The 12,848-nt window shown below is 65.5% G+C and carries 10 protein-coding genes, 2 tRNA genes and 1 riboswitch; of the genes, 6 read left to right on the top strand and 6 right to left on the bottom strand.

Going from position 1 to position 12,848, the window contains the following annotated elements; all coding sequences use genetic code 11:
• Nucleotides 1-63: 63 nt before the first annotated feature.
• The 3 genes from ACJJV2_RS11170 (at nucleotide 64) to ACJJV2_RS11160 (ending at nucleotide 3,242) form a co-directional block, all read left to right on the top strand.
• Nucleotides 64-972, top strand: a complete 909-nt coding sequence (locus ACJJV2_RS11170; protein ID WP_284727111.1) for a LysR substrate-binding domain-containing protein — start codon at nucleotides 64-66, stop codon at nucleotides 970-972.
• Between the two features lie 180 nt (nucleotides 973-1,152).
• A complete protein-coding gene (locus ACJJV2_RS11165; protein ID WP_405280861.1) occupies nucleotides 1,153-1,977 on the top strand; it encodes an alpha/beta fold hydrolase in 825 nt (274 codons plus the stop codon).
• Complete coding sequence (locus ACJJV2_RS11160; RefSeq protein ID WP_215824181.1) at nucleotides 1,974-3,242, top strand: MFS transporter; 1,269 nt, start codon at nucleotides 1,974-1,976, stop codon at nucleotides 3,240-3,242. Before ACJJV2_RS11165 ends, ACJJV2_RS11160 begins: the two co-directional genes overlap by 4 nt.
• Before the next feature lie 138 nt (nucleotides 3,243-3,380).
• On the opposite strand, the gene ACJJV2_RS11155 is transcribed toward ACJJV2_RS11160, so the two are convergent.
• From ACJJV2_RS11155 to ACJJV2_RS11145, 3 genes are all read right to left on the bottom strand, one after another.
• The gene (locus ACJJV2_RS11155) at nucleotides 3,381-4,685 is read right to left on the bottom strand and encodes an ABC transporter substrate-binding protein (protein ID WP_405280857.1); all 1,305 of its coding nucleotides are present in this window, start codon (nucleotides 4,683-4,685) and stop codon (nucleotides 3,381-3,383) included.
• Nucleotides 4,686-4,831: 146 nt separating this feature from the next.
• Complete coding sequence (locus ACJJV2_RS11150; RefSeq protein ID WP_405280854.1) at nucleotides 4,832-5,599, bottom strand: ABC transporter permease; 768 nt, start codon at nucleotides 5,597-5,599, stop codon at nucleotides 4,832-4,834.
• Entirely contained in the window at nucleotides 5,596-6,348 is a 753-nt protein-coding gene (locus ACJJV2_RS11145; protein WP_405280851.1) for an ABC transporter ATP-binding protein, read from the bottom strand. The genes ACJJV2_RS11150 and ACJJV2_RS11145 overlap by 4 nt, the downstream gene beginning before the upstream one ends.
• Before the next feature lie 58 nt (nucleotides 6,349-6,406).
• Nucleotides 6,407-6,520, bottom strand: a riboswitch (TPP riboswitch).
• A 164-nt stretch (nucleotides 6,521-6,684) separates the two neighbouring features.
• On the opposite strand from ACJJV2_RS11145, the gene ACJJV2_RS11140 reads away from it, so the two are divergent.
• From ACJJV2_RS11140 to ACJJV2_RS11130, 3 genes are all read left to right on the top strand, one after another.
• Nucleotides 6,685-7,650, top strand: a complete 966-nt coding sequence (locus tag ACJJV2_RS11140; RefSeq protein WP_405280848.1) for a hypothetical protein — start codon at nucleotides 6,685-6,687, stop codon at nucleotides 7,648-7,650.
• Between the two features lie 137 nt (nucleotides 7,651-7,787).
• A complete protein-coding gene (locus ACJJV2_RS11135) occupies nucleotides 7,788-9,497 on the top strand; it encodes a potassium/proton antiporter (protein WP_131431696.1) in 1,710 nt (569 codons plus the stop codon).
• 196 nt (nucleotides 9,498-9,693) lie between these two features.
• Nucleotides 9,694-10,818 (top strand): GGDEF domain-containing protein, encoded by a 1,125-nt coding sequence (locus ACJJV2_RS11130; protein WP_054557336.1) that lies wholly within the window; start codon nucleotides 9,694-9,696, stop codon nucleotides 10,816-10,818.
• 185 nt (nucleotides 10,819-11,003) lie between these two features.
• Here the strand turns inward: ACJJV2_RS11130 and ACJJV2_RS11125 are convergent, their stop codons facing one another.
• From ACJJV2_RS11125 to ACJJV2_RS11115, 3 genes are all read right to left on the bottom strand, one after another.
• Nucleotides 11,004-12,215 (bottom strand): DEAD/DEAH box helicase, encoded by a 1,212-nt coding sequence (locus ACJJV2_RS11125; protein WP_405280845.1) that lies wholly within the window; start codon nucleotides 12,213-12,215, stop codon nucleotides 11,004-11,006.
• 222 nt (nucleotides 12,216-12,437) lie between these two features.
• Nucleotides 12,438-12,528: transfer RNA gene (locus ACJJV2_RS11120), tRNA-Ser, on the bottom strand.
• Nucleotides 12,529-12,747: 219 nt separating this feature from the next.
• A tRNA-Ser gene (locus ACJJV2_RS11115) sits at nucleotides 12,748-12,838 on the bottom strand.
• Nucleotides 12,839-12,848 lie beyond the last annotated feature (10 nt).

The raw sequence follows: 12,848 nt of genomic DNA, 5'->3' as shown, positions 1-12,848 counted from the left end.
TATTCGGGAATATTATTCGGCAGTTAGTCGATTATTCTTTTATTACATACCGGAAAAACCGATATGCAGATCCACATCACGCTGCGCCAGTTGCAAGTGTTCGTGGCGGTGACCCGCCATGGCTCCGTCAGTGCCGCGGCGCGCGAGATCGGCCTGTCGCAATCGGCGGCGAGTCAGGGGCTGTCCGAGCTTGAGCGTCATCTCGAGGTGCAGCTGTTCGAGCGCCTCGGCCGCCGCCTGGCCCTGAACGCCAATGGCCGCCGCCTGTTGGCGCGCGCCGAGCAATTGCTGGAGCAGACCCACGCGCTGGAGCTGGAGGCGCGTGAGCCCGGCGTGGTGGATGGCAACCTGCGTGGCGAGCTGGAAATCGCCGCCAGCGCCACCATCGGCACCTGGTTGTTGCCGGGGCTGGCGGGGGCCTTCATGCGCGAACATCCGGGCACCGAGCTCAATCTGCGCCTGCGCAATACCCATCAGGTGGTGGAGGCGGTGCTCAACTATGACGCCGAGCTCGGCCTGATCGAGGGTGACTGCCATGCGCCGCGCCTGATGAGCCAGACCTGGCGCGAGGATGAGCTGGTGGTGGTGGCGCCGCCGAGCCATCCGCTGGCCGTGCGTGGCGTGGCGCTCAGCGATGAGGACCTTGCCGCGGCCGACTGGATTCTGCGCGAGGGGGGCTCGGGCACGCGGGCGGTCTTCGAGCGTGCACTGCACGGGCGGATCGAGCGCCTCAAGGTGCGCATGGAGCTGGGCCAGCACGAGGCCATCAAGCAGGCCGTGTTCGCCGGGCTGGGGCTGGGGTGTCTGTCGCACCTGTCGGTGGCGGCCGAGATCGCGCGTGGCGAGCTGGTGGTGCTGGCCACGCCCCAGCTCAACCTGAAGCGGCGCTTCTCGATGCTGTGGCACCCGGAGCGTTACCGCAGCCCGCTGTGGCAGGCGGTCAAGGTCTATCTGGAAGCCAGCCCGCGCTGAGGCGTCGAGGACGGAGCCGCCGCGCGCTTGATAGTTTGCTAACATAGGCGCTCCCCGCGAGCCGGCTGCCGCCGAGCCACGCCACTGAGCCACGCCACTGAGCCTGAGCTACCGCGCCTGAGCTACTGCGCCTGAGCCACGGGGAGCGTAACGGTCTGTCTAGCGTCCATGGAGATGATGATGAGCACAACGGTCGAGCTTTATTACCACGAGAGCGATGCTCGTGATGGCGCCGAGGAACAGACAACGAGCCAGCAGGACGCGATGCCGCTGGTCATTCTTCACGGCCTGTTCGGCAGTGCCGACAACTGGCGTTCGCATATCAAGTCATGGTCGCGGACGCGCCGCGTGATCGCGGTGGATCTGCGCAACCACGGCCGCAGCCCGCACGTGGCCGGCATGAGCTACCCCGAGCAGGCCGCGGATGTCATCGCGCTGCTCGACCGCCTCGCCATCGAGCGCTGTGACCTGCTGGGCCACTCGATGGGCGGCAAGGTCGCCATGCAGGTCGCGCTCGAGGCGCCCGAGCGTCTGCGCAGCCTGCTGGTCGCCGATATCGCGCCGGTTGCCTATGGCCACGGGCATGACGATATCTTTGCCGCCTTCGAGGCGGTGCGTGACGCGCGCCCGGCCTCACGCAAGGAGGCCGACACGGTGATGGCGCAGCATGTCGATACCCCGGCCATCCGCCAGTTCCTCGCCACCAATCTGGTGCGTCTCGACGATGGCGCCATGGGCTGGCGCGTCGGGCTGGACCATATCGCGGCGGGCTACCCGCAGATCGTCGAGGCGCCGCACGGCCAGGGGCCGGTCGAGCTGCCGGCATTGCTGCTGTGGGGCTCGCGTTCCAACTACGTGCAGGCCGAGGGCCTGGCGACGATGCGCGAGCACTTCCCTGCGCTGGAAGACGACTCGCTGGAGGCCGGCCATTGGCTGCACGCCGAGCGTGCCAGCGAGTTCCAGCAGGCGGTGGTGACGTTTCTTGATCGCGTCGCACGCGCTTGAGTACGCCGAGCCGTCACTCCGAAAATCGTCAGCCTGCCGCGAGCGAGCGGGTCATCCCGCCCGTGACCACCCACGAGCGCCTGGTGGTGGCGCTGGTCACCCTGCTGCAGTTCGCCGTCATCATGGGCTTCACCATGGTGATGGCGCTGGGCCCCGACTTTGCCACCTCGCTGGGCATTCCGCTGGATCACCTCGGCTATATCGTCGGCAGTTATCCGCTGGCTGCCGCGGTGGGTACCCTGCTGTGGACGCGACACGCCGATCGCTTCGATCGCCGCTGGGCAGTGCTGGGCTTCCTGTTCGGCGCGGCGCTCTGTCACCTGATCGCCAGCTTCGCCACCGACTTCGAGACCCTGCTGGCGGCGCGCATGCTGGGCGGACTGTTCGGTGGTCCGGCGGCGGCGACGGCGCTGGCCATCGTGATCGACGTGGTGCCGGGGGTACGCCGGGGGCGTGCCATGGGCCTGGTGATGGGCGCCTTCTCGGTGGCCTCGGTGCTGGGGCTGCCGTTTGCGCTGTGGCTGTCGCAGGGCTTCGGCTGGCAGGCGCCATTTCGCGCCGTGGCGCTGTTGGCGCTGCTGGTGTGCGGGCTGCTGGCCTGGATACTGCCGCCGATCCGCGGCCATCTCGATAACCCCGAGACACGTCAGCGCAGCCGCAAGGGCACCACGATCCTGAACATCCTGGCCCAGCCCGATCATCGCCTGGGGCTGGCGCTGATCGCCACGGCGATGTTCAGCAACTTCCTGGTGATTCCCAACCTGGCAAGCTATCTGCTGTTCAATCTGGGCCTGCCGCGCGAGGATCTCGGTGGGCTCTACATGATCGGTGGCGGGCTGTCGCTGGTCGGCATGCAGCTGACGGGACGGTTGTGTGATCGCTATGGCTGTGTCTGGCCGGGCACCATCACCTGCCTGATGACGGCGCTGGTCGGCTGGGCCTTCCTGCTGCATTCGCCGGGACCGTCGCTGATCTGGATCGGTTTTGGCGCCTACATGCTGTTCTCGTCGGCGCGGCGTGTGACCCAGAATACGCTCAACAGCTTCATTCCCGCCGACCACGAGCGGGCAGCCTTCACCAGCACCCAGAGTGCCGTGCAGCATCTGAGTTCTGCCGCCGGCAGCTATGTGGGCGCCGGACTGCTGGTCAGCACGCCGAGCGGCGCGCTGGAAGGCATGCCGCTGCTGGTCGCGGTGCTGATGATCGCGCTGGTGATTCAGCCGCTGCAGATCCTGTGGCTGTCGCGTCGCCTGGCACGCCGCTAGCGCTTGTCAAATAGGCACAAGACGGCGAGAGTGAGCCGGTCCTGAACCCAAAACGCCCTGTCGGAATCTCCGACAGGGCGTTTTGCATGGAAGACGCGCAAGCGCTCAGCGTTTCAAGAGCTCTGGGCGCTCAACGTATCAGGGCGCGTTGACGTCGACGGCCAGGTGGCTCAGTGACTGGCGCTTCTTGATCATGCCGCGCTCGAACAGGAAGTCCTCGAAGTCACGGTAGCGGCCGGCATCCAGCGCGGCAGGACGCAGCGCGAAGCGCGGCAGGGTGGCGTACCAGGCTTCCTTGTTGAGCTCGGTATCCAGTGCCGGGTCGGAGTCGCGGAACATCTCCCAGCCCTGGTCCGGGTGGTTGATGATCCAGGCGGTGGCTTCGCCGACGGCGGCGAGGAAGCCGGCATACTGGGCCTGCTTGCGCTCGTAGCTGTCGCTGTTGGCGACGAAGATCAGCTCGTCATAGGTCGGCACGCCTTCTTCCTCGATGTAGAAGGCGCGGCCCTTGACGCCTTCCTGGGCCATCTGGGCCAGCTCGAAGTTGCGGAAGGCGCCGGTGACGGCATCGACCTTGCGCGTCAGCAGTGACGGCGTCAGCGAGAAGTTGACGTTGGTCAGCGTGATGTCATCCAGCGTCAGGCCGCTGTGCTGCAGCATGGTGGAGAGCAGCACTTCCTCGACGCCGCCCACCGAGTAGCCGACCCGCTTGCCCTTGAGGTCGGCGATCGACTGGATGTCGCTGTCGGCGCGCACCACCACCACATTCAGCGGCGTGGCGACCAGGGTGCCGATACGTACCAGCGGCAGGCCCTGATCGATCTGCAGGTGCAGTTGCGGCTGATAGCTGATGGCGATGTCGACGCGCTCGGCGGCGGCCAGCTTGGGCGGCACGCTCGGGTCGGCGGGGGCGATCAGCTCGACATCAAGGCCGTGCTTCTTGAACAGACCCAGCTCCTGCGCCAGCACCAGCGGGGCGTGACCGGGGTTGGTGTACCAGTCGAGCATGACCTTGAACTGCGTCAATGGCTGCTCAGCGGTGGCAGCGCCCTTGGAGTTGTCCTCGGCGACGTCCTTCGAGTCAGCATCAGCGCTCTGTTCGTCGCTGGCAGCTGTCGGGGCATCCGCGGCCGGTTCAGCACCGTTCTTGGCCTGCTCGGCGGCGCCGGCGGTCGCTTCGACGGCTTCCTGGCTTGCCACCGGCGCCGAGGCGGCCGAGTCACCGTTCACTCCGACCTCGGCCTGCTGAGCGACGATTTCCGGCGCTGACTGGGTGCTGGTGGCGGGTTCTGCCTCGGCGGCGTGGGCCGACATGGCGGTGGCTGGCAGGCTGCTCAGGCACAGCGTGGTCAGCAGGGTGGCGAAGGCGGTGGACAGCAGCGAGGCACGTGGTGAACGTGTCGGCTGTGCTTTGCGCCGTGGCGCCGATGACGAAAGAGACATGGCGGAGTTCCTTGTGATCACAGGGTAGTGGTGCTGCCGTTCGTGGGCGGCAGTCGTCAGGCTCATGCAATTTGTGTCGAGCGTGGTTGCGTCTTTCGGTTACGCGATCTTGCGGTCTTGCGGTAGTTACTCGAAGCCCCGGCGTGTCAGCTCAGACGTGTCAGCCGGTCGCGGTGCCAGGGCATCAGGGCGCGCAGCAGCGCGTCCAGAGAGAAATAGAGCAGCAGGGAGAAGGCGACCAGCACCAGCAGGGCGGCGAACATCAGGTCGATTTCCATGCGCGCGTTGGCGTTGAGCATCAGATAGCCCAGCCCCTGACTGGCACCGGCCCATTCCCCGATGACGGCGCCGATGGGGGCGGCGGTCGCGGCCATGCGTATGCCGGAGGCCAGTGCCGGCAGCGCGGCGGGCAGCTGGATATGGATCAGTCGGCGCCACGGGCTGGCACCCAGGGTATGGGCAAGATCCAGCCAGCCCTGTCGGGTCTGGCGCAGGCCGTCGTAGCCGGTGGAGGCGACCGGGAAATAGATGATCAGTGTCGCCATCACCACCTTGGACAGCATGTCATAGCCGAGCCACAGCACCAGCAGCGGCGCGATCGCGAACAGCGGTATCACCTGGCTGATCAGCAGCAGCGGCAGCAGCGTGCGGCGCAGGCGGGGAATGAAGGCCAGCGCCAGCGCGGTGGCAAGGCCGAGCAGAATGCCCAGCACCAGCCCGGCCAGTATCTCGCTGATGGTGACGCCAGCGTGATGGGCCAGCAGCGGCGCCTTCTGGATCAGCACCTCGAGCACGGCCTGCGGCGTGGGCAGAATGTAGGGCGGTACGGCGGTAACGGCAATGATCAGCTGCCAAAGCCCCAGCAGGAGCAGCGCGCTGATGACGAGGTGACGCATGGCGTGCAGACGTTTCATGCGGCCTCCTCGCTATCGCGCAGGCGGGCGATCAGTTGCGCCTGCGCCGGTGGCAGGGCCGGGTCATCCAGCGGCACCGGGCGTGCGGCGCCAAGCCCCGGCAGGCGTTCCAGCTCGGCGCCGTGGCCCGGGAGGCTCGAGGGGCGCAGCACCAGCAGTTGATCGGCGAGGCGCAATGCCTCCAGCGGGTCATGGGTCACCATCAGGACGGTGCGGCCCTTGAGCAGGCGGCTGGCCAGATCATGCAGCTCCAGACGGGTGATGGCATCCACCGCCGAGAACGGCTCGTCCATCATCACGACCGGCGCCTGCTGGTAGAGCGTGCGGGCGAGGGCGACGCGCTGGCGCTGACCGCCGGAGAGGGCGTCCGGCCAGGCCTGCTCACGGCCCTCAAGCCCGACCGCGGCCAGAAGCTCATGGGCAAGCTTGCGATTGCGCGGCCGCCGGCGCAGGTCATCGCCCAGCCACAGGTTGTCGATGACGCGCCGCCACGGCAGCAGCAGGTCCTGCTGCGCCATCCAGGCGACGCGGTCGGTCAGCGGCTGACCGTCATCGGTGGCGAGGTCGAGCTGGTGGAGGTCTGACATCTCCAGGCCGGCCAGCAGGCGCAGCAGCGAACTTTTGCCGCAGCCGGAGCGCCCCAGCAGTGCCGTCCAGCTACCGGCTTCCAGACGCGCGGAGATATCGCGGAACAGCGTGTGGCCGGTGTAATCGATTCGTGCGTTGTTGAGGGTGAGTCCCAGCGACACAGGCAATTCCGTGGTCAGGCGGCGTGCCGGCAGGAGGAAGCAGGTGACGCGCCGTGCAGGGCACGCGTCGGGGATTCCCTCCGCCGGTATCAACCGGATCAGGTTCCAGGGGTTGTCGCGCGACGTATCGCTGCGGCTCTCAGCCCATCCTCGGGCACCCCCATCCAGGCCGACAGTGTAACGTCACTGTCTTGCCGGTGTCTTGTCCGACGCGGGTCGGGGGGCGGGTCAGGTGGGCAGGGCAGAGGTGGCGTGCGAAACGGACTATGCCGATGTGCCACGCCTTGGGTATGCTGAGGATTACTGTAACAAGACGTGTAGCCCAAGGAGATCATCATGCCCGACACACCGGATCTCTCGACCTGTTCCAGTTATCCCGTTCCCCCGCAGCGGCCGAGCACGGCTGAGGCCGTGGGCGAGCCGCGTCCCGTGCCCAGGGGCTGGCCCGAGGAGTCACTGACCCGCCGGCTCTCGACCTATCTGGGTCAACCGCTCGAGCCGCTGGCGCTCGCCTGGCCGGATAGCGCCAACTGGCTATGGCGCCAGCGTGGCGGCACGCCCGGCCTCATCAAGCTGGCGCGCACCGGGCCAGACCATGACCCCTTCTGGCGCGCCATGCGCGGGGTCTTCGGCGCCGATCGCTGGGCGACGCCGGAGGGGCTGACGCGACTGGCGGGCGCCTTGCCCGCGCGCCTGCCGATTCCGCCACTGCCCCTGACCTTTCTCGGGCGTCTCGATGGCGCGCCCATCTGGCACCTGCCGTGGTCCAGCGGGCAGCCGAGTGATCTCAGCATCACCTTCTGTGAGCTGCTGGGCGACCAGCTCGGTCGCCTGCATCAGGATACGGTGTCGGGCTTCGGTCAGCCGCTGGCGCAGCCGATGCCGCTGTTGCACTGGAATACCCGCGTCACGCGCTTTCTCGCCCATCACCCACGTCGTGCGGAGCTTGGCACGCTGCTCAAGCGCACCTTCCCGGCGCCGACTCGCGCGGTGTGGTGTCTGCCGGACATGCGCGCCGATCAATATCTATGCGCCGCCACCGGCTGGGTATGGAGCGATTGGGAGGCGCTGGTGTGGGCGCCGATCGAGTTCGACTGGGCGCTGGTGGAGTTGCTGCTGGAAACGCCGGAGCAGCGTCAGGCCTTCATGAAGGGCTATTCGCGCCATGGGCGCATGATCGATCTCGATGGCCAGCGTGAGCTGTGTCGTGCGCTGTTGTGGGCGATGGAGGCCTTCGGTCCGCGGTCCTATGCTGAGCTTGCGGCAGCCCCTGCCTGGGTCTCGCCGCGCAGCCTGGCGTGAAATCCGCGTGCTGCACGCTGCAAGTACATGAAAGGTGTGAAATTTCTCTGCAGCCCCATCGCTGACATGGAATACTGTGGGTGAGTCGTCATGGACGTCACTCGAGATCTGATGTAGGGCTTGGCGGGGGAGCACTCGTGGTAGAGAACCTGAATTATTATTTCTTGCTGGCAGGCACGCTGATCGCCTTGAGCGTGTTGGCCAGCCGCGTCTCGGCGCGTCTTGGCATGCCGCTGCTACTGCTGTTCCTCGGCCTTGGCATGCTGGCGGGTGAAGATGGCGTACTGGGCATCCAGTTCGACGACGCCTCATCCGCTTACATGATCGGTAACCTGGCGCTGGCGCTCATCCTGCTCGATGGCGGCCTGCGCACGCGGCTGTCCACGTTTCGTGCCGGCCTGAAACCGGCACTGGTGCTGGCCACCGTCGGGGTCTTCATGACCAGCGGCCTGGTGGGCCTTCTGGCCATGTGGCTGTTTGATCTCACCCTGATCGAAGGCCTGCTGGTCGGGGCCATCGTCGGCTCCACCGATGCCGCGGCGGTCTTCTCGCTGCTGGGCGGTCAGGGCGTTCACCTCAATGAGCGTGTCGGTGCGACGCTGGAAATCGAGTCCGGCACCAACGACCCGATGGCGATCTTCCTGACCATCACGCTGGCCGAGATCCTGACCGGTCAGCTCTCCGGTGTCGCGTCGGGCATCATGAGCTTCCTGCTGCAGTTCGGTGTCGGCGCCGCCATGGGCATCGCCGGCGGCTGGCTGATCGCCCGTCTGATGCGCTATCTGGACCTCGCGCCCGGCCTCTATTCGCTGCTGGCACTGGCGCTGGGCCTGAGCCTGTTCGCCACCACCAACGAGATGGGCGGCAGCGGTTTCCTCGCCATCTATCTGTGCGGCCTGATGATCGGCAATCACCCCGGCCGGCATCTGGAGCACATCCTGCCGGTGCATGATGGTCTGGCGCATCTCTCGCAGATCGTGCTGTTCCTGATGCTGGGCCTGCTGGTTTCGCCCTCGACCATGCTGCAGTTCGCGCTGCCGGCCGCCATCCTCAGCGTGGCGCTGATTCTGGTGGTGCGCCCGCTGGCGGTCATCCTGTGTCTCAAGCCGTTCTTCCGCTTCCGCTGGCGCGAGCTGTGGTTCATAAGCTGGGTCGGGCTGCGAGGGGCGGTGCCGATCGTGCTGGCGATCTTCCCGGTGATCACCGGGGTCGAGAATGCCGGTCTCTACTTCAATGTCGCCTTCTTCGTGGTCATCATCTCGCTGCTGGTGCAGGGCTCGTCGCTGGCGCCGATGGCGCGCAAGCTGAGGGTGGTGGTGCCACCGGGCGCACAGCCCAGTCGCCGCAACCTGCTCGGCATCATGCCGGTCAATGACTACGAGATGCTGGTCTATCGCGTCGACAACACGGCGCTGGAAGGCGTGGCGCTGCGCATGCTGCGCTTCCCGTCGGGGGCCAAGGTCGGGGCGCTGTTCCGCAACAAGGTGTTGATCCACCCCAAGGGCAGCACCTGCCTGCATCAGCAGGATGTGCTGTGCGTGGTGGGGCGCTCGTGTGATGTGCCGAGCCTCAATCGCATGTTCAATGGCGAGAGTCTGCAGCACGAGCAACGCGCCTTCTTCGGGACCTTCACGCTGGAAGGCGATGCCAACATGCAGGATATCGCCGATGTCTACGGCTTGACGCTCTCCCAGGGCGAGCACCACCTGACCATCGCCGAATTCATCACCCGGCGAGTCGGCGGGGTGCCGGTGGTCGGCGACGATGTCGACTGGCATGGCATCCACTGGGTGGTGAACGAGGTGGAAGGCAATCGCATCACCAAGGTCGGCCTGCGACTGCACTGAGCTGAGCCCGTGTCTGAGCCTGAATCTGTGTCAGGGCCTGCGCCTGCGCTTCACACACTACGACGCCCCCATTGCACTGCGTGTAATGGGGGCGTCGTGTTTGGACTCATCAATATCGTATTCTGTTGATGTCAGGCCAATTTGTCCGTGACAGCGCCTGGCCACCGATTGTGGCCAGCGACAAGGAGGTGACTACATGGCCAGCCCACATCCTCATCTCGCGGGCTTTCTGCGACGATTCGAGCAATTTCCGCCCGGACTCACGGCGGATGAGAAGACCTTTCATGCCACCTTCAACGTGGTCTACGTGCTGGCGGTCAGCTGCCATCTGCTCTACGCCATCCTGCTGTTGTGGCTGGGCGAGATGGGCATTCTGGCGCTGAATCTGGCGATGCTGATCGTCGATCTGGTCTGTCTGCAGCTGCACCGTGCTCGCCGAGAAGCCCTGGCGGCCACGCTGATGGCGCTGGGCACCTGCGCGCAGATCAGCTTCTCGTTGCGCTATTTCGGCTCGGAGGCCGGGTTCGACTACTTCTACTTCGGCGCCTTGCTGTGCATCTACTCGATCCGCATGTCGTTCATGCGGCGCGTTCTTCTGTGCGCCGCATGCCTGAGCATGCCGCTGCTGGCCTACATCATCCTGATGCTGGAAGGGCCGACCAATCCGCTGCCCGCCGGCTGGATGCTGGCATTTCGCATCATCAATCTGGGCGTCTTGACCATCTTCTTCACGCTGGTGCTGGTGCAGATGGGCTGGTCGGTGGAGCGCCTGCAGCAGCGTTTCGAGACGGGGGGGCGCTTCGATGCGCTGACCGGCGCCCTGAGTCGCGCCGAGCTGGTCGACAGCGGGCGTGGCATGTTGATCAACAACGGGGCGCTGAGCGTGATGATGGTGGATGTCGACCATCTGGCGCTGATCAACGAGACCTGGGGTCGCCAGGCCGGCGATCAGGTACTCAAGGAGCTGGTGCGGCGCATGCGCAGCATCCTGCGCGGGGAGGACCTGGTCGGGCGCTATGGCGGCGAGGAGTTCGTGCTGCTGTGCCCGGGGCTGCATGGCGAGCGCGTCGATCAGGTGGCGGAGCGCCTGTGCAAGGGCGCCTCGGCATTGCCGTTCGTCATCAATGACGGCCTCAACAGTCTGGATGTCAATCTGTCGATCGGTGTCGCCCAGCGTCAGTCCGGCGACAAGGATCTGGAAGGCCTGATCGCCAAGGCCGACGTCAATCTGTTCCGCGCCAAGCAGGACGGCGGCAATGGCTTCGTCAGTGACACCCAGCTGGGCCCCGTGGGTGGGCCGGGCATCGCCGCCATCAACTGAGCGCAATTCACTGCGCGCAGAGTTTTGTGCACAGAGCTTCGTGCATAGAGATTTGCGAACAAAGCTTGGTATACAACCCAGCACGCCCCCGGAGAATGACATTCCTGTCTCCGGGGGCGTGCGTGTGTCAGGGCGTTATCAGGTCTGCGCGAGGGGGGGGGGCATCAGGCTTGCCCTGAGAGGTGTCAGCGGCGGTTGGGCTGGCGACGACGGCTCTTGTTTGCGGGCTTGGGGGCGTAGTCGCTGTTCGAGGCCGGTACCGCGAGCTTGGGCGCAAAGCCTTCCACGGCTTCGCGCGTCACGAAGTAGCCCAGGTGCTGCTCGATGGCGCACAGGTTGCGGAAGTCATCACGCGAGACCAGCGAGATGGCTTCACCGCTGGCTCCGGCGCGACCGGTACGTCCGATGCGGTGGACATAATCCTCGGCGGCGTCCGGCAGGTCATAGTTGACCACGCGCTGCAGGTCATCGATGTCGATGCCCCGCGCGGCAACGCCGGTGGCCACGAGATACTTGATGGTGCCGGCCTTGAAGTCGGCCAGCAGCTGCTCGCGCATTGCCTGGCTGCGACCGCTGTGGAAGGACTCGGCGGCGATGTCACGCTTCTCCAGCTGACTCACCAGCTTGGCGGCGCCGCGCTTGGTCTCGATGAAGATCAGCGCCTGCTGCCACTGCTTCTCGTGAATCAGGTGGCTCAGAAGGGCGGACTTGAACTCCTTGTCGACCGTGATCAGATACTGGCTGATATCCGGCGCGGTGACGTTCTCCGGTGCGACCATGATCTCGACGGCGTCCGTCACTGCGGTCTTGGCGAGCACGCGCACCTGGGCCGAGAGCGTGGCTGAGAACAGCAGGTTCTGGCGATCCCTGGGCAGCTTCTCGACGATCTTGTTGATGTCGGCGATGAAGCCCATGTCGAGCATGCGGTCCGCTTCGTCGATGACGAGGGTGCGTGTCTCGTCGAGGTGGATCGCGCGGCGGGTCAGCATGTCCAGCAGGCGGCCGGGCGTCGCCACCAGGATGTCCACGCCCTCGATCAGACGCTGTTGCTGGGGTTCGATCTCCACGCCGCCATACATCGCCATGGAGCTGACTTCCAGATACCTGGAGTAGTGCTGGATGTTGTCTTCGACCTGAATCGCCAGCTCCCGCGTCGGCGTCAGGATGACGGCATGTACGCGCTTGGCGCGTACCTTGGGCGCCTGCTGCAGGGTCTGCAGGATGGGCAGCACGAAGCTTGCCGTCTTGCCGGTACCCGTCTGGGCGGCGGCGATCAGGTTGTCACCGGCCAGCACGACGGGGATCGCCTTCTCCTGGATGGGAGTCGGGGTCTGGTAGCCTTGCTCGGTGACGGCCTTGACGATGGAATCGCTCAAACCAAGGGCAGAAAATGGCATGGTGTCTCGACTTGTCTAAAGGGGGAGGGGCAAGCGCACATTCTGCGGCAAGGAATGTCTGGCGCAGTGATGCTCACTGTAGCCGAAAGTCCGCTGACGGCCCGGCGCATCATTGGCCATCGCTGCTCAGACAGGGTAGCGAAGTGGCGGCGATGGGCGCTGCGCGGCAACAATGAAAAAGCCCCGCCTACCTGAAGTAGACGGGGCTTTCGGAATTCAAGGTGGTGGAGGGACAGGGATTCGAACCCTGGGTAGGCTATTAACCTACGCCGGTTTTCAAGACCGGTGCATTCAACCGCTCTGCCATCCCTCCGACTCACGGAGCGAAATATTACCGAACCTGATGAGAATAGCAAGAGGTAGGCGAAGAAAAATCTTCGGAAAAGCCATCGCGGACAATCACTTGCAGCAGGATGGCGCCGGGGTGAGGCCGCCGGAGCCGCCTGCTGGCACCAGACCATGAATCAGGTCATGTGTCAGGCCACGAAAAAGCCCCGCCTACCTGAGGTAGACGGGGCTTTCGGAATCAAGGTGGTGGAGGGACAGGGATTCGAACCCTGGGTAGGCTATTAACCTACGCCGGTTTTCAAGACCGGTGCATTCAACCGCTCTGCCATCCCTCCGACTCACGGG

Origin of the sequence: Cobetia sp. Ld8, assembly GCF_045066615.1 — a bacterium.
Lineage (GTDB): Bacteria > Pseudomonadota > Gammaproteobacteria > Pseudomonadales > Halomonadaceae > Cobetia > Cobetia amphilecti.
The sequence above is the reverse complement of the archived record's forward strand: the minus strand, read 5'-3'. Positions and strand labels throughout refer to the sequence as shown.